Genomic DNA, 16998 nt, shown 5'->3' with positions numbered 1-16998 from the left:
AAGAATTCAGATCGCCGCCAATATACACCAGTTGGCGGCGCTGGCTTTTACCCCGAAGCCAAACCGGGGTCTGACCCCGTACGTGGTCAGACCCCAAGCGCAGTGCGGGCTTAGTGTGCGGCCACGCGCACGCTGCTGCCCCGCACGGCACGTGGATTCAGCCGATCCAGCCGTCCGCTCAGGGCGGTCAGGCCCAGCGCGCCGAGTACCACCAGCCCGCCGATCCAGCCGGTGTGCACCAGGCCCACATGCTCAACGATCAGACCACCGCCCCATGCGCCACCTGCAATCCCCAGGTTGAACGCCGCGATGTTCAGGCCCGAGGCCACATCCACCGCACGCGGCGTGTAGTGTTCCGCCTGCTCCACGACATACACCTGCAAGCCGGCCACGTTACCAAACGCCACCGCGCCCCACACCAGTACAGTCGCCAGCATCAGCCATTTGTACGACGCGGCGAAGCTCAACACCACCAGTACAGCGGCCAGCCCCAGGAAGATGATCTTCAGCGCGCCAATCGGGCCGCGCCTGTCGGCCAGTTTGCCGCCCCAGATATTCCCCACCGCGACCGACACACCGTACACCAGCATCACCAGCCCCACCGCGCTGGCGCTGAAGCCAGTGATGTCGGTCAGGATCGGCGCCAGGAAGGTGAAGGCAATGAACGAGCCGCCGTAACCCACCGCCGTCATGGCGTACACCAGCAACAGGCGCGGCTCCGCCAGCACTTTCATCTGCTGCAGCAGCGACGCCGGTTTGTTGTGCTGGATAGTCGCCGGCACAAACAGCATGCTGCCGATCACCGCAATTGCACCCAGCGCCGCCACGGCCAGGAAAGTCTCGCGCCAGCCGAAATGCTGGCCGATGAAAGTCCCCAGCGGGACGCCCGTCACCAGCGCCACGGTCAGGCCGGTGAACATGATGGCGATCGCGCTGGCCGCTTTCTCCTTCGGCACCAGCGAGGTGGCGATGGTCGAGCCGATCGAGAAGAATACGCCGTGCGCCAGGCCGGTAAGGATGCGGGCGATCACCAGCGATTCGTAGCCGGGCGCTTTCCAGGCCAGCAGGTTACCGAGGGTGAACAGCACCATCAGCGACACCATCAGCAGCTTGCGCGGCACTTTGCCGGTCAGCGCGGTCAGCAGCGGCGCGCCGACGGCCACGCCCAGAGCGTACAGGCTGACCAGCAGTCCGGCCGACGGCAGGTTCACGCCCAGATCGGCGGCGATGGTCGGCAGCAGGCCGACAATGACAAACTCGGTGGTCCCGATGGCGAAAGCGCTGATGGTCAGCGCGAGTAGTGCAATGGGCATGACGTCACTCCTTGAAGTTGATGTCATGCAGTATCAGGACTTTCGCGCATGGGAAAAAGACACGAAAATCCAAAACATCTTTGCTTACTGCGCAATAATGGGGATGGTCTCGATGGCCCATGGGCCGCCTTCGCGCCGATCCGGACACGGCACCACGCAGGCGGTGCGGCCGGTGAACTCGCGCTCCACGCGCACTTCGTCGATGCGCCAGCCGCGCTCCTCAAGCGCATGGATTTTCTGGCGGAAGGCGATTTGCAGCGCGTCGGATTTGATCGACACCTCCTGCAGCCACGAATCCGGCACCCGTTCCGGCCGCACTTTATTGAGCACCACCAGGTCCTGGTTGAAGATTTTCAGGTTGCTGGCGACGACACGGCGATCCAGCAGCGGCCAGCGCATGAAGGTGCGGCCCATCATCCACCAGGTGCGCGTGCGCCTGCCATCCACCGGCGTGTGCGCCGAGACGATGAAGATTTTCCAGCCGTCGCGCGGCGCCAGTTCCAGCGTGACGCAGGGGCCCGACAGGTGGAAGCCGGGCCGCGTGGCCACGTCCACATGCGCGCCGGTCGGCTTGCGCCGCCAGCCTTTGCGCACCGGCCGGCGCATGGTCATCAGGGCGCTGCCGCCCCACGGCTCGCGCTCCACCTCGAAGCCGCCGATTTCCGGATGATCGGGATCGCCGAAAGTGGAGCCGTGGACGAACGGCGCGTGGGCGAAATCGAGACCGTTTTCCATCACGCGGTCCCAGCTCGCATCCCAGTCGAAGTGGCCGGAGACCACGCGCACGTTCGGATCGTCCACCCAGTCCAGCTGCGGCAGCGGCGGCCGCTCGGCTTCCGGCAGGTCGCCGAGGAAGGCCCAGATCCAGCCATAGCGTTCGATGGTCGGATAGGCATCCACGCGTGCGCGCAGCGGAATGCGCAGGTCGGGCTGGGCCGGAATGTGGTTGCAGACGCCGTCGCCGCCGAAGCGCCAGCCGTGATAAGGACATTGCACGCTGCCGCCGACCTTGACGCCGGCCGACAGCGCGCCGCCGCGATGGACGCAGATGTCCGACAGCAGCCGCGCCGTACCGACTTCATCGCGGAAAGCGACAAAGTGTTGCCCGAGCAGTTGCACGGGCTTCAGGCCGTCCGTCAGTTGCGCGGACGGCAGCACTACATACCAGAGATTAATCAGCATGCCGCATTCTAATCTACCAGCCGAACTTGAGCTCCACGCCGAGGTAATCGGCATCCCTGCCGCCAGCGTTGCGCAGCGTGTCGCCGGCGTGGAAATGCACCGCCTCCACCGCCGCCGCCACATTGGCCGTCACCGCCCAGTCGACGCGCAGCTGACCGTAGGCGCCGGTCCAGCGCGAACCCTGTCCCGCAGTGCGCGGCACGCCGGCCATGCTTTGCACATACACCGCGTCGGCGGTGGTCTGGCGCCATTGCATGCCAAGCGCGGTTGTGACGCTGAGCGTCTTGGCCGGTTTGAGCGTGACCGATGGCTTCAGGTGGATCAAGTTGCTGTAGCCGGTGAGGCCGGCCAGCGCGAAGTAGTAGCCGTTGGCGAACATCGGATTGAACGTTCCAAGCTCGCCGTCGCCAGCGTGCCTGTCCCCGGAGGCCATGTCGAATTGCAGGCCGACGCGCGGCGTCCATTCGGTCTTGGCGAAGGTGTAGCCGGCGATCGAGCCGAGGGCCCACGCAGATACCTGTTTGGCGCCCACCTGGCCGGTCTGGCGCATGCCTTCGATATCGAAGTCCACTGCCCCGCTCTTGCCGTTGTAGCGCATGTCCCAGACGTTGCGGCGTTCGTCGCCGGTGGCGTCGAGGAAGCGCGCGCTGTCGCGCCGATAGCGCGAGTAGTAGCCGGACAGGTCGCCGGGACCCAGGCCCTGGTATTCGAGCCGGAGGCCGTTCAGCGTCAGGTGACCGTTGGAATAGTCGTCAAAGCTGTCGACGCTGCGGTTTTGCACCGGCTGCGTGACGTAGCCGATCAGGCGCCATGGGCCGTGCTCCCAGTCGGCCCAGACGCCGTCGAAGGCTTGGCGCACATTGGGGCCGTCGCGCACGGCGATAAAGCGCTGCAAGTCGAACGCCATTTCCTGGCGGCCGACGCGGACCTTGACGGCGCCGTCGGCGGTCGGCACGGCGACGGTCATGAACAGCTGCTCCACGTCCAGTTTGTCGCGGTCGGGCGGCGCGATGGTCTTCTTGCCGAAGGTGCGGGCGTCCACCAGTTGGCCGAACAGCTGCACGTAAGGACCGAGACGCAGATCGGCGTGCAGGTTGGTGCGCTGGATCACGTAGCCGTCGGACGGCGTGGTGCCGGCGCCGTATAGCGGCGCGTCGATATGCTCGTAGCGCTCGCGCAGGCCGGCGCCCAGCGACAGGTAGGAGACGCCGTCGTCGCTGAGCGGGATGTATTTAAGGCCGTCCAGCGGCTGACGCGCAAGACAGGGATCGCCCAGCACGCCCCAGTTCTCGTTCCAGCGATTGAAGTTGATGGCAGGCCGCTTGGCGTCGCACACCGACTCCGGGGCGCTGCCCGATGCTGCACTGGCGGGCGCCGCGTCGGCCGCCGTCAGCGCCTGCGCGCCCGCCGCGCTGCTGACGACCAGCGCCAGCGCGCCGCCGCAGCGGCGCAGGGTCAAACTATTTCGCCGCATTGTGAATCTCGCTGATGTAACCGCCCGGGAACTGCAACATGGCGCTCACATTACCCTGACTCGTCTTCACCGGCGGCACCAGCACCTTGACGCCATTGGCGGCCGCCTTCTCCAGCGTGGCCGCCACATCGTCCACCTGATAGCCGGTAGTCTCGCGGCCATACGGGAACGGCAGCTTGCCGTCGCTGACAAACACGGTCATCTTGCCGAAGCCCGACGACAGCTGCACACGGCGAATCTCGGTGCCCGCGCGGCCGATTTCCGCGCCATCGATCTTGTCGTCAGCCGTAACCTTGGCATGCGCAAACTGCTTGAACTGGCCGATGAACTTATCGCCCGAGACCTTGGACACATACACACGGTTATCCGGCACGCTGTGCAGCGGCGCGTACGACGGCGCCTTGGTATGCCAGTACAGCTGCATGTTCACGCCACCGGCCCACTGGATGATCACGTCCTTGCCGATCGGGTCATCGAATGGCTCGACGGTGACATCGGCGCCCGCCTCCACCGCCGCCTTGGTGGCGGTGTGAATATCGCTCACCAGATAGCCGGTGCGCTCTTCGCCGAAGCCATACGGAATCGGCGTCTGGAACGCAAACACCGACAGCATGCCGACCGGCGTCTGCACATATTGGGAGGCGGTCTTGCTCGGCGTCGGCGTCACGGTGAACACCGCGCGCGGGGTCGCCTTGCCGCCGAAGGTGCCGGTAAAGCTCTGGATGAAGGCGTCGAGATCGGCGTCCTGCACGTAGACGTGGGTGGTGTCGTACTGCGGACCGACCGCGACGTCCGGCGCCGCCATCGCCAGCGCCGGCAGCATCAGCGCCGCCGACAATGCACCAGCAAGAATACGGTGACGGAAGGATTGCATGGTCATGAAAACTCCTGAAATAACGTGAATGAGGGATGGTTTCACTATACCGATCGCCGCGCCCGGATTGCCCTACCATCGGATCAGGTCGGCCGATTTTCTACCGTTCGGGAGGTCCGTCCGGTACGAATGCAGGGCATAGTCGCTCCACACCACGCAATCTTGCAAGGAGAGCAATCATGATACGTTGCATACGCATATGGACCGGCCCCGCTGGTGATTCGCTGTTTGAAGAGGGACAGATTTCTCTGCTGCAAGGCGAGCGCGGCGACGTGCTGAGCGAGGTACTCCAGGCCGCCAGCATTTCGTTTCGCGAAACCGCGGCCGGCGGCCAGTTCGCCCCGCACCACGCGCCGGCGCTGCAACTGGTGCTGACCCTCAGCGGCACGCTGGAATTCACCACCGCCAGCGGCGCCAGCTTCACCATCCATCCCGGCGACGTGCTGCTGGCCGACGACCTCAGCGGCAGCGGCCACAGCTGGCGCCTGGTCGACGACCAGCCATGGCGCCGGGCTTACATCATCGTCGGCCCGGAAGTGGCCACCCTCTTCACCCCACGGAGCAAACCATGAGCGAAACTTTACCGACTGAAAACCACGACATCGTCCTGATCGGCGGCGGCATCATGAGCGCCACGCTCGGCACGCTGCTAAAGGAACTGGACCCAACGCTGTCGATCGTCATGCTGGAAGCGCTGCACGACTGCGCGCAGGAAAGCTCGGACGGCTGGAACAACGCCGGCACCGGCCACGCCGCCAACTGCGAGCTGAACTACACGCCGCAGCGCGACGACGGCAGCATCGACATCAGCAAGGCGCTGGAAGTCAACACCGAGTTCGACATCTCGCGCCAGTTGTGGGCCTATCTGGTGGGGCGCGGCGCGATTCCCGATCCGCGCGCCTTCCTGCATCCGTGCCCGCACATGAGCTTTGTGTGGGGCGAGGAAAACGTCGCCTTCCTGCGCGCGCGCTACCAGGCCATGTCGGCGCACCACTGCTACCACGGCATGGAATACAGCGAAGACGCAGCGGTGATCGCCAAATGGGCGCCGCTGGTAATCGAAGGCCGCGACCCGCAGCAGCCGATCGCCGCCACCCGCATGGTCACCGGCACCGACGTCGACTACGGCGCGCTGACGCACCTGCTGGTCAAGCACCTGACCGCGCAGCCCGGCTTTGCGGTGCATTACAACAGCAAGGTCGAGGGCCTGGAACGGCAGGACGACCAACGCTGGCGGGTGACGGCGGAAGACACGCGCAGCGGCGCCAAACGCCACCTGACGGCGCGCTTCGTGTTCATCGGCGCCGGCGGCGGCGCACTGCCGCTGCTGCAAAAATCGAAAATCCCGGAAGCCAGGGGCTACGGCGGCTTCCCGGTCAGCGGCATCTGGCTGCGCTGCGATGTCGACGCGGTCAGCCAGCGCCACCACGCCAAGGTCTACGGCAAGGCTGCCAGCGGTTCGCCGCCGATGTCGGTGCCGCACCTGGACACCCGCATCATCGGCGGCAAGCAGTCGCTGCTGTTCGGACCGTATGCCGGCTTCTCCACCAAACTGCTCAAGCATGGCGGCCTGTCGGACCTGTTCACCACGCTCACGCACAGCAATATCATTCCCCTGCTGGATGTGGCCCGCGACAACCTGCAACTGACCGAATACCTGATCGGCCAGGTGATGCAAAGCGCCGATCACCAGTTTGCCGCGCTCAAGGAATTCTTCCCCAGGGCGGTGCAGCAGGATTGGAAAAAAGCCATCGCCGGCCAGCGCGTGCAGACCATCGCCCCGCATGAAAGCGCCGGCTGGTTCAAGCATGAGGAAGGCAAGCTGGAATTCGGCACCGAACTGGTGTCGGCCGCCGACCAGTCGCTGGTGGCGCTGCTGGGCGCCTCGCCGGGCGCCTCGACCGCCGCCTACATCGCGCTGGAAGTGCTGCAACGCTGCTTCGGCGGCCAGCTGACCGAGACGGCCTGGCTGCCCAAGCTGAAAGCCATCATCCCGACCTACGGCATCGACCTCAAACAGGATGCCGAGGCTTGCCGTCAGAGCCGCGCCGCCACCGCCGCGCTGCTGCAAATCGAGAATGTCTGAAGGAGCGCCAGCATGAACGCGATCCCTGAACTGAAGGACCTGCCGATCGGGCTGGCGGCCACCGGCCTGCGCCAGGAATTCGATTCCATGGGCACCGTCGAGGTGCCGGCCGACAAATACTACGGCGCGCAGACGGCCCGCTCGCTGCAGCATTTCTCCATCGGCGACGACCGCATGCCGAAGGCGGTGTACCACGCCTACGGCATTGTCAAGAAAGCCTGCGCGCTGGTCAACCAGGCCGCCGGCCGCTTGCCGGCGTGGAAGGCGCAAGCCATCCTGCGCGCCGCCGACGAAGCCATCGCCGGCCAGCTGGACGAGCATTTCCCGCTGTATGTGTGGCAGACCGGCTCCGGCACCCAGTCGAACATGAACGTCAACGAAGTGCTGTCCAACCGCGCCATCCAGCTGCTCGGCGGCACGTTGGGCAGCCAGCAGCCGGTCGGCCCCAACGACGACGTCAACATGGGGCAAAGCTCCAACGACACCTTCCCCACCGCCATGCACATCGCCGCGCTGGACCTGCTGGACCGGCGCCTGCTGCCCGAACTGGCGCAGCTGGCCGAAGTCATCGAGGACAAGGCGGCCGAGTGGATGGACGTGGTCAAGATCGGCCGTACCCACCTGGAAGACGCCACCCCGCTGACCGTGGGCCAGGAATGGTCCGGCTACGCGGCCCAGCTGCGCGCCGCTTTGCTCGACATCGAGAACAGCCGGACCGGCCTGTACGAACTGGCGGTCGGCGGCACGGCGGTGGGCACCGGCATCAATGCGCCGCCCGGCTTTTCGGTGCAGGTGGCGCAGCAGATCGCCGAGCTGACCGGCAAGCCGTTCATCACCGCGCCCAACAAATTCATGGCGCAGGGTTCGCTGGACGCCATGGTGCGCGCGCATGCGGCCTTGCGCGGGCTGGCGGTGGCGCTGATGAAAATCGCCAACGACATGCGCTGGCTGGCGTCCGGCCCGCGCTGCGGCCTGGGCGAACTGAAATTGCCGTCGAACGAGCCGGGATCGTCCATCATGCCGGGCAAGGTCAATCCGACCCAGTGCGAGGCGATGGTGATGATCGCCATCCAGGTGCTGGGCGATGACAGCGCGGTGGCGTTTGCCGGGTCGCAGGGCAACTTTGAACTGAACGCCATGCGGCCGATCATCATCAACGCCTTCCTGCATTCGGCAACCATATTGGCCGACGGCTGCGAGAAGTTCCGCACCTATTCGGTCGAAGGCACGCAACTGAACCGGGCCAAAATCGCCAGCTACCTCGACAACAGCCTGATGCTGGTGACGGCGCTGTCGCCGGTGATCGGCTACCAGCACGCCGCCCACATCGCCGAGCAGGCCGACGCCAGCGGCTCGACGCTGCGCGAAGCGGCGCTGGCCTCCGGCTACGTGGACGCCGCCACCTTCGACCGCGTGGTCGACGCCCGCACCATGATCGGCCACGGAGTCGCCGGCGCCTGAGTTAAAATCGCCGCATGAACTCCGACAAACTCGCCCTGTTGCTGACCCGAGAAATGCCTTACGGGAAGTACAAAGGCCGCAAAATCGCCGACCTGCCCGGGCATTACCTGGGCTGGTTCGCGCGCGAAGGCTTCCCTTCCGGCGAACTCGGCGCGCTGATCGCGCTGATGTACGAACTCGACCATAACGACCTGCGCATGCTGCTCGATCCGCTGCGCCAGCCACCGCGCTCAGCGTGACGTCCCAGCAATGAAAATACGTGTATAAATACGTTATTGCATTGTTTAGGAGAACGTCATGGCTGCGCATCCGCTTGGCTGCACCTGCTTCATCATTCCGTCCAAAATGCTGCGCAAACTGGCGGAGCAAACCAGCGACCAGCAAGAGCGCCACTGCCTGCTGGATACGGCTGAGTTATCCGCCCATCTGCGCGGCCAGCGCTCCATCGCGCCGATGACGCTGGGCATTGCTGCCGCCACCGGTGAAAAACGCCGCACCGTCTACGACGCCCAGAACAAGTCCAAGCTGCCCGGCAAGCTGGTGCGCGAAGAAGACAGCAAACCATCCGCCGACAAGGCCGTCAACCAGGCCTATGACGGCGCCGGCGCCACCTACGATTTTTATCGGGAAATCCTGCAGCGCAACTCGATCGACAACAAAGGCTTGCGCATCGATTCGACGGTGCATTACCAGAACAAATTCAATAATGCGTTCTGGAACGGCCAGCAGATGGTGTATGGCGATGGCGACGGCAAGCTGTTCATGGGCTTCACCGGCGCGGTCGACGTCATCGCCCACGAACTGACCCACGGCGTAACGCAATACGCGGTGCCGGGCGGGCTGGTGTACGAAGGCCAGAGCGGCGCGCTCAACGAGTCGATTTCCGACGTTTTCGGCAGCGTGGTCAAACAATGGACGCTGAAGCAGAGCGCCGAGCAGGCCGACTGGCTGATCGGCGCCGGCATCATGGCGCCGTCGGTCGGCAAGGCGCTGCGCTCGATGGCCGATCCGGGCAACCAGGCGCTCACCTGGTCGGGCGACGACCAGCCGAAAACTATGGCAGGATATGTGGAAAACGGCGACGTCCACACCAACTCCGGCATCCCCAACCACGCATTTTACGCAGCCGCGATTGCGCTCAAGGGCAATGCCTGGGAAAAGGCCGCGCCGATCTGGTACAAGTCGCTGTCGCTGCTGACGCCCAACGCCACCTTTGCCGACATGGCCAAGGCCACCGCGCAGGCGGCGTCGCTGCTGTATGGCGCCGACTCGGCCGAACAGCACGCCGTGCAGGCGGCCTGGAAAGTGGTTGGCGTGAGCTAGAGCAAATTAAAGTAAGGGAGCATCATGCGTTTGACTCTGAAATGCACCGGCGGCTTCGCCGGCCCCGCTGGCGCGCAAACCCGCACCGTCGATCTGGCGCAGCTGCCGCAGGACCAGGCCAGCCAGCTGCAGCAGCTGCTGCACGCCAGCGACTTCTTCACGCTGCCGCCCAAGCTGGTCAAGGAAGCGCCCAAGTCGTGGGACTTTCAATACGATCTGGAAGTGCAGGATGATGGTCAGGCCCATTGCGTGCACTACCACCTCGATCAGGCGTCGCCGGCGCTGAAGGCGCTGACCGAAAAACTCAACGACGAAGTCGATCCCGACTAAGTTGATCTAGCCCAGCAGGCGGGCGAACTCGCCGCTGGCGATCAACTTTTGCAGGTCGGTGGCGCCGCCGATCAGCGTGCCGTTGACGAAGATCAGCGGGAACGTCGCCCAGCCGCTCCACAGCTTGAGCGCCAGGCGCGGCCGCCATTGCGAGAAATAATTGCCGTAACTCAGATACTTATACGGCGTGCCCTGACCGTCCAGGATCTTGCGCGCCTTGGCCGGGAAAGGATTCAATCCCATACCGACCACCACTACCTTGTTGGCGGCGACGGCGGCCTCCACCTCGGCGATCAGATCGGTATGATAACTGCCGATCTGCGCCAGTGCGGCTGGGTGGATGCGTGCTTGATCGAGGAGCGGTCGGGTCATTATTGCCTTATAAGTCGAGTTTGGAAATTTTGGTGCCTTCGAGATTCAGGTTCGCCATCAGGCCGGCGTTGGTCAGCACAAACGCCTGAATCGGATTGTTGGCGGTGGCCGTGTCGACCTCGCCGTTGGCGCCCACTTTGATCAGCGCCACCGAGCCATCGACGCCAGCGGTCCAGCCTTTGCCGTTGCGGAATTTGTCCAGCGCTTCACGGCTCATGAACAGCAGCACCACGGCCTTCGATTGCGCGCCGGCCTGGAAGCCGACCGACACCGATGCGACGCTGTAGTAATCGGCTACCTGGCCACCGGTGCGCAGCACGCCCTTGCCGTATTCGCCGCCGACCACCAGGCCGGCCGCCACCACGTTCGGGAACACCAGCACGCCGTTGGCCTTGTGCACCAGCTCGCGCGAACCCTTCACTTCTTTGTACAGACGCTCCAGCGTGTTGTAGGAGCCCTGTTCGATTTCAGTCTTCACGGCGGCCGAGCTTGGCTTGGCGGCGCCGGTGGTGGTGGTGCAGCCGCCCAGGGCCAGACCAGCGAAAGCAACAGCGGCGGTAGCGCGCATCAGGAAAGTACGTTTTTGCATGGAAGTCTCCAGTAGGTGTGGATTAAACAGACCATTGTTTCATCTTCTACATTACCACGCTATCTCTCTTCCGTAGCACACCGCAGCTCAACGATTGGCGAAGGCCAACCTCTTGCCTTCGCGTAGCATGGCGGCGAATTCGGCGGCCGGCACCGGCTGGCTGAACAGGTAGCCCTGCAGCTGGTCGCAACCGAGTTCACGCAGGAAAGCCATCTGCTCGGCCGTCTCCACGCCCTCCGCCACGATCTCCTGGCGCAGCTGCTGCGCCATGGTGACGATGGCGCGGGCGATGGCGCAATCGTTTTCTTCGTACGGCAGGCCGATGACGAAAGAACGGTCGATCTTCAAGGTGCTGATCGGGAATTTCTTCAGGTAGGCCAAGCTGGAATAGCCGGTGCCAAAGTCATCCAGCGCCAGCGACATGCCCATCGCCACCAGCTGGTTCATGATGGCGATCACTTTATCAGTGCCCCGCACCAGCAGGCTTTCCGTAATTTCCAGGTTGATCTGGTCTGGCTGCACCTGATGACGTTCCAGCACCGCCGCTATGCGATTCGGCAACTCGGCGTCGAACTGGCGCGCCGACAGGTTGACCGCAATCGGCGGCGTGATCATGTTGGCGTCGCGCCATTCGCGCACCTGGCGGCAGGCTTCTTCCAGCACCCAGGCGCCGAGCTCGAGGATCAGGCCGGTCTCTTCCGCCACCGGGATGAACACGCCCGGCGACACCAGCCCGCGCAGCGGATGACGCCAGCGCAGCAGCGCCTCGGCGCCGACGATGCGGCCGCTACGCAGGCTGACCTTGGGCTGGTAATACAGCTGCAACTCGTTATTTTGCAGCGCCTGGCGCAACTCGCTTTCGATGCGCAGATGCTCCTTGGCGCGCTGGTTCATCTCTTCGCTGTAGAACAGGAAGGTCGATTCGATGCTCTGCGCGGCCTTGGCCACCGCCACGTCGGCGTAGCGGATCAGCGTCGGCACGTCGGCGCCGTCCTCGTTGTAGACCGTGATGCCGACGTGCGCGCCGACCTGCAGGTTATGGCCGGCGATGGCGATCGGCGCCGCCAGCGCCGCCAGCAGCTTTTCGGCGACGATGCCGGCGTGCTCGCGTTTCTCCACGTGCAGCAGCGCGATCGCAAACCGGTGGCCATCGAGCCGCGCCAGCACGTCGGCCTCGCGCAGCGTGGCGCGGAAGATGCGGCCGATCTCGCACAGCAGGTCGTTGCCGAGGTCGTGGCCCAGCGTATCGCTGATCGCGCCCAGCCGGGTGATCTCCACCACCAGCAGCGCGCCATGTTCGCCGGAACGCTTGGTCTCGGTCAGCGCCTGGCCCACCAGCGTGGTCAGCAGGCACAGGTTCGGCAGCCCGGTCAGCGGATCGTAGTTGGCCATGCGCTGCATGCGCGCCTCGGCGTCCTTGTGCACGCTGATGTCGGAGAACAGCGAGAAGGTATGGCTGATCTTGCCATGCTGGTCGCGCACCGCGCTGATGGTCACCGACTGCGGAAACAGTTCGCCGTTCTTGCGCTTGCCGATGATCTCGCCGCGCCACGGTCCGCCGCCCTGCATGGCGCTGCGCACCTTGGCGCGGAAGTCGGCGTCGTGCACCCCCGAGCGCAGCAGGTCGGGCGTCTTGCCGATCGATTCGGCCGGGGTGTAGCCGGTGATGCGGGTGAACGAGGAGTTGATCGAGACAATGCGTTCATGCGCATCGGTGATCAGCACGCCCTGCTCGCTGTCTTCGATAATGCGCGCATGCAGATTGACCTTGTCCAGGTCGGACAGCGTCTGGTTGGCTTGCGACAGCGTCACCAGCATGCCGGCGTCGTCGGCATGCAGCTCGATGTCCAGGTGCACCCAGATGATCTCGCCATTCTTCTTGCGGCGGCGCACTTCGGTGCGGGCCGCCGAGGCGCCGGGATCGTGATCGAAGAACAGCTCGGCGATATTGCCGTCCTCGTCGTCCTCGGCGTACAGGAACAGCACGTGCTGGCCGATCACCTCGTCGGCCGTGTAGCCGAACATCTGCTGCGCGCCGAGGCTCCAGGCGGTGACGTAACCGGTCAGGTCGAGCGCCAGCGTGGCGTCCTGCGGCGGCAGGTCGGCCGGCTTGATCGCCGCCTGCGCCTGATTGAGGGCGGCGTCCAGCGCGTTCAGCGTGTGCGTCAGCGCCTCGCCTTGCTCATTCCGTGCTTGGCGGCTCAGTGCAAGACAACGCTGGATCGCATCATGCATGGCTGCTACCTGCTTTGCCTGCCGTGACGTCCTGCATCCACAGGTAGGCGTCGATGACGATGCGGTTATAGCTGTCGGCGTCCAGCGGCAGCGCCGCCAGGCAGCCATCCAGCGCGTCGTGGTCCTCGCGCTCGGCCGATTCCACCACGCACAGCAGCTGCCCCAGCTCGCCTGCGTGCGCCAGCAGCGCCTGCTGCACGGCGTCGCTGATGGTCAGCGGCTTCATCACTTCCTCCAGCGGCAGGCCGAACAGCACGCCCAGCAGCGAGAACATGCCGACCATAAAGGCCTGCTCCTGGTGCGGCTTGTCCTCGCCGCAGGCTTTGGACAGCAGCTCCATCATGCGCGCGCGCACCGCCACCCGCGCCAGCAGCATGGCCGAGCGCGGATCGCCTTCGCGCGACGAGAACAGCATCAGGTTCAGCCAGCGCCGCAGCTGCGCGCGGCCGAGGATCAGGATGGCCTGCGAAAAACTGGTGACGCGGCGGCCGGTGCCCATGCCGAGCGAATTGACCAGCCGCAGCAGGTGATACGACAGCGTCGGATCCTGCCGCAGCAGCGCTTCGATTTCATGGGTATCAGCATCGGCCGACACCAGTTGCACCAGTTGCAGCGCCAGCGCGCGCGAAGCGGCCTGGGCGCCGACCGGCTTGGGTGGCGGCGCCAGGAACCAGTCGCCTTCGATCCAGTTGACGCCGGGCGGCAGTTCCCTCGGCAGCGCGTCGTCGGCGCGCACCACCTTGTCGGCCGCCAGCGCCTGCCAGCCGACTTGCGCCAGCGCCTGATGCAGCGCCTGGTCGATGCCGACGCGGTAGAAGCAATGCATGCCGCCGCTGGCCAGTTCTTCCAGTAGTTTCACCGGCGGTTCCGACGCGCGTGCCGGCACGCGGCCGGCGTCCAGCAGCAAGGCCGCCGGGCTGCCCTTGCGGTCAGCCAGCAAATGCAGCAATACAGGCGTGGCGATCAGTGCGGTCATGACATGGTCCGTTCAGTGGTTCTGCTATGTTGCCCGAAATTATTGGCCTTGGTCAACTTTATGATGCGGAAGATGGCTCAGCAGGCGCTCGAACAGGCCCGGCCGCCGCATGCGCTCGATCCACCAGTTCAGCGCGGCGCCGTTTTCGCCGCTGCGCCAGGCCAGGTAGAAGGTCTCGGCCGGCTTCGGCTCGTCCACCTGCTTTTCCACCAGCAGCCCCTGGGCGATGGCGTAGCGGGCGCACGGCTCGGGCAGAAAACCGAAGCCCATGCCGGCCAGCTGGTACTGGTATTTGGTCTTCATGTCCGGCACGGTCAGCGTGTCCTGCCCCAGCAGCAGGCCGACGGTGCGCGGCGCCATCTTGCGGGCGGAATCGGCCACGCTGATGGCGCGGTAATGCTGCAGATCCGTGCGGCTCAGCTTGCCCTCGACAGCGGCCAGCGGATGCGACGGCGCCACCGCGAACACAAACCCGATCTTGCCGATCGGCTCGGACACATAACCGCCGCCGGCCGGGCCGTCGCCGGCCGCGCCCACCAGCAGATCGGCGCGGCGCTCGATCAGGGCTTCCCAGGTGCCGGACAGCGCTTCCTGCACGATGCGCAGCCGGGTCTGCTGGGCGACGTCGTAGAACGCCGGCACGTCATCATGGAACAGACAGGCGGAAAACATCGAATCCATGCCGACCGCCAGCTCGGTTTCCCAGCCGGAGGCGACACGGCGCACGCGGTGTTCCAGGTCCAGCGCTGCCTTAAGCAGGTAGCGGCCCTCTTTCAGAAGTTCAGCCCCGGCGGCCGTCAGCTCGACGCGCGGGCCGTTACGTTCGAAAACTTGCACACCCAGATCGTCTTCCAGTTTGCTGACCGTATAGGAAATGGTCGAGGGAACGCGGTGCAATTCCTTCCCTGCGGCAGAGAAAGAGCCGCGCCGGTCGATGGCGTCCACGATTTGCAGGGCTTCCAGGCTTAATCTGAGCATTCGAATTTATCGATAGTAGAGGGGTAAATTTTCCGTTTTTTTAATCCGGAACACAGGTCTACAATGTGATTCATGGATGCAGCGATACGAAAGAACGCTTTCAAAATTATCGCACATTAACCCACAAAGAAACGGAGCTCATCATGTTACAAGTACGCCATTCTGATTCCCGCGGCAAAGCTAACCACGGCTGGCTGGATTCCAAACACAGTTTCTCGTTTGGCCACTACCATGATCCGGAGCACGTCGGTTTCGGTCCGTTGCTGGTGATTAATGAAGACCAGGTCCAGGGCGGCCAGGGCTTCGGCACCCACGGTCACCGCGACATGGAGATTATCTCCTACGTGCTGAGCGGCGCGCTGGAACACAAGGACAGCATGGGTACCGGTTCGGTGCTGCACTACGGCGACGTCCAGCGCATGAGCGCCGGCACCGGCGTACGTCACAGCGAGTACAACGGCGACCGCAGCCAGCAAGTGCACTTCCTGCAGATCTGGATCCAGCCGAACGAACTGGGCATTCCACCGAGCTACGAGGAAAAGCACTTCACGCCGGAGCATAAAAAAGGCAAATTGGCGCTGATCGCGTCCAACGATGGCCGCAACGGTTCGGTGCTGATTCACCAGAACGCAGCGATCTACGCTTCCATCATGGATGAAGGCGATCACCTGAAACACACGCTGGACGAAGACCGCCTCGGCTATGTCCACGTGATCCGCGGCGCGGTCACCGTCAACGGCGTGCACCTGAAACAGGGCGACGCGCTGAAAATCAGCGATGAAACGCTGGTCACGCTGGAACAGGCGGAAGAAGCCGAACTGCTGTTGTTCGACCTGCCAAAACAATAAGGATCTGGAGGCCCGAGGGGGTCTCAGAAACATTTCCGCCAGTTTTGGTATCATGAAGGGCGCGCCGGGTCTGTTGGAACAGCCCGGCGCGCCTTTTTTACCTTATATGAACAGAATAAAGAGCAAAACCATGTCGCAGAGCGCAGAAATCCCGTCCCAGGACGAACTGAACTACGTTACCTCCTGCGCCCTGCCGACTCCCTGGGCCCAGTTCACCTTGCACGCGTTTGTTGAAAAGGCCACCGGCAAGGAACATCTGGCCATGGTGCTGGGCGAGATCGGCGACGGCGAGCCGGTGCTGGCGCGCGTCCATTCGGAATGCCTGACCGGCGACGTGCTGTTCTCGCAGCGCTGCGACTGCGGCGCCCAGCTCGAAGGCGCGCTGAAGAAGATCGCCGACGAAGGCCGCGGCGTGCTGCTGTACCTGCGCCAGGAAGGCCGCGGCATTGGCCTGATCAACAAGATCCGCGCCTACCGCCTGCAGGAAGCCGGCGCCGACACGGTGCAGGCCAACGAGCAGCTGGGCTTCAAGCCGGATCAGCGCACCTACGGCCTGGTGCAGCCGATGCTGGCGCAGTTCGGCGTGAAAAGCCTGCGCCTGATGACCAATAATCCGCGTAAGATCGATGCCATGACCAAACTGGGCATTGAAGTGGCCGAGCGCGTTCCGCTGCTGGTCAACCGCAATGCCTTCAACCAGTACTATCTGGATACCAAGGCCGCCAAGCTGGGCCACATGATGACGCCGCTGATGCCGGCGCCGGTGGAGGATGGCGCGCTGTAACGCTTGAAGGAATGCATGAAAGTCACCAGGCTCGCTAGTACGCTTGTTTTGATCTGGGCCGCCGCCGGCCATGGCGCTGCCGCAGCTGCCGCCGCTGCCGCCACGGCTACCGCTGCCGCGCCGGCCCAGCCCACCGCTAAGCCGCTCGCCGGTCAATCGGCCCACGCGGCGCC

17 protein-coding genes are annotated in these 16998 nt (G+C 64.4%); 8 read left to right on the top strand and 9 right to left on the bottom strand.

All coding sequences use genetic code 11. The features are described 5' to 3' along the window. Positions 1 to 110 precede the first annotated feature (110 nt). The 4 genes from GTP55_RS23305 to GTP55_RS23290 form a co-directional block, all read right to left on the bottom strand. Positions 111 to 1313 (bottom strand): MFS transporter, encoded by a 1203-nt coding sequence (locus GTP55_RS23305; protein ID WP_161047201.1) that lies wholly within the window; start codon positions 1311 to 1313, stop codon positions 111 to 113. 84 nt (positions 1314 to 1397) lie between these two features. Beyond that, complete coding sequence (locus GTP55_RS23300) at positions 1398 to 2495, bottom strand: aromatic ring-hydroxylating dioxygenase subunit alpha (protein WP_161047200.1); 1098 nt, start codon at positions 2493 to 2495, stop codon at positions 1398 to 1400. A 13-nt stretch (positions 2496 to 2508) separates the two neighbouring features. Next, complete coding sequence (locus tag GTP55_RS23295; RefSeq protein ID WP_371868420.1) at positions 2509 to 3954, bottom strand: alginate export family protein; 1446 nt, start codon at positions 3952 to 3954, stop codon at positions 2509 to 2511. A 1-nt stretch (position 3955) separates the two neighbouring features. Beyond that, a complete protein-coding gene (locus GTP55_RS23290; protein ID WP_161047199.1) occupies positions 3956 to 4849 on the bottom strand; it encodes a VOC family protein in 894 nt (297 codons plus the stop codon). Positions 4850 to 5022: 173 nt separating this feature from the next. On the opposite strand from GTP55_RS23290, the gene GTP55_RS23285 reads away from it, so the two are divergent. The 6 genes from GTP55_RS23285 to GTP55_RS23260 are packed head-to-tail and all read left to right on the top strand — an operon-like array spanning position 5023 to position 10043. After that, the gene (locus GTP55_RS23285; RefSeq protein ID WP_161047198.1) at positions 5023 to 5415 is read left to right on the top strand and encodes an AraC family ligand binding domain-containing protein; all 393 of its coding nucleotides are present in this window, start codon (positions 5023 to 5025) and stop codon (positions 5413 to 5415) included. Then, positions 5412 to 6929 (top strand): malate dehydrogenase (quinone), encoded by a 1518-nt coding sequence (mqo, locus tag GTP55_RS23280; RefSeq protein ID WP_161047197.1) that lies wholly within the window; start codon positions 5412 to 5414, stop codon positions 6927 to 6929. The genes GTP55_RS23285 and mqo overlap by 4 nt, the downstream gene beginning before the upstream one ends. Positions 6930 to 6941: 12 nt before the next feature. After that, the gene (gene fumC / locus GTP55_RS23275) at positions 6942 to 8390 is read left to right on the top strand and encodes a class II fumarate hydratase (RefSeq protein WP_161047196.1); all 1449 of its coding nucleotides are present in this window, start codon (positions 6942 to 6944) and stop codon (positions 8388 to 8390) included. A gap of 14 nt (positions 8391 to 8404) precedes the next feature. Further along, positions 8405 to 8629, top strand: coding sequence for a DUF3820 family protein (locus GTP55_RS23270; RefSeq protein ID WP_161047195.1), 225 nt, complete (start codon positions 8405 to 8407; stop codon positions 8627 to 8629). A 58-nt stretch (positions 8630 to 8687) separates the two neighbouring features. Beyond that, positions 8688 to 9713, top strand: a complete 1026-nt coding sequence (locus GTP55_RS23265) for a M4 family metallopeptidase (protein ID WP_161047194.1) — start codon at positions 8688 to 8690, stop codon at positions 9711 to 9713. 24 nt (positions 9714 to 9737) lie between these two features. Continuing rightward, entirely contained in the window at positions 9738 to 10043 is a 306-nt protein-coding gene (locus GTP55_RS23260; protein ID WP_202423835.1) for a protealysin inhibitor emfourin, read from the top strand. Positions 10044 to 10049: 6 nt separating this feature from the next. Here the strand turns inward: GTP55_RS23260 and GTP55_RS23255 are convergent, their stop codons facing one another. The 5 genes from GTP55_RS23255 to GTP55_RS23235 form a co-directional block, all read right to left on the bottom strand. After that, the gene (locus GTP55_RS23255; RefSeq protein ID WP_161047193.1) at positions 10050 to 10415 is read right to left on the bottom strand and encodes a glutaredoxin; all 366 of its coding nucleotides are present in this window, start codon (positions 10413 to 10415) and stop codon (positions 10050 to 10052) included. Between the two features lie 7 nt (positions 10416 to 10422). Further along, positions 10423 to 11004, bottom strand: coding sequence for a BPSL1445 family SYLF domain-containing lipoprotein (locus GTP55_RS23250; protein WP_161047192.1), 582 nt, complete (start codon positions 11002 to 11004; stop codon positions 10423 to 10425). 87 nt (positions 11005 to 11091) lie between these two features. Beyond that, positions 11092 to 13239 carry a putative bifunctional diguanylate cyclase/phosphodiesterase gene (locus GTP55_RS23245; protein ID WP_161047191.1) on the bottom strand — a complete coding sequence of 716 codons (2148 nt, stop codon included), beginning with the start codon at positions 13237 to 13239 and terminating at the stop codon, positions 11092 to 11094. Further along, positions 13232 to 14215, bottom strand: a complete 984-nt coding sequence (locus tag GTP55_RS23240; RefSeq protein WP_161047190.1) for an EAL and HDOD domain-containing protein — start codon at positions 14213 to 14215, stop codon at positions 13232 to 13234. Before GTP55_RS23240 ends, GTP55_RS23245 begins: the two co-directional genes overlap by 8 nt. Before the next feature lie 39 nt (positions 14216 to 14254). Next, complete coding sequence (locus GTP55_RS23235; RefSeq protein WP_161047189.1) at positions 14255 to 15193, bottom strand: LysR substrate-binding domain-containing protein; 939 nt, start codon at positions 15191 to 15193, stop codon at positions 14255 to 14257. 143 nt (positions 15194 to 15336) lie between these two features. Here GTP55_RS23235 and GTP55_RS23230 point away from each other — a divergent pair, with 143 nt between their 5' ends. Both GTP55_RS23230 and ribA read left to right on the top strand, forming a co-directional pair. After that, a complete protein-coding gene (locus GTP55_RS23230; protein ID WP_161047188.1) occupies positions 15337 to 16041 on the top strand; it encodes a pirin family protein in 705 nt (234 codons plus the stop codon). 130 nt (positions 16042 to 16171) lie between these two features. Beyond that, the gene (gene ribA, locus GTP55_RS23225) at positions 16172 to 16825 is read left to right on the top strand and encodes a GTP cyclohydrolase II (RefSeq protein WP_161047187.1); all 654 of its coding nucleotides are present in this window, start codon (positions 16172 to 16174) and stop codon (positions 16823 to 16825) included. Positions 16826 to 16998: the final 173 nt, after the last annotated feature.

The sequence above is a fragment of the Duganella margarita genome, assembly GCF_009857535.1.
Lineage (GTDB): Bacteria > Pseudomonadota > Gammaproteobacteria > Burkholderiales > Burkholderiaceae_D > Rugamonas > Rugamonas margarita.
The sequence above is the reverse complement of the archived record's forward strand: the minus strand, read 5'-3'. Positions and strand labels throughout refer to the sequence as shown.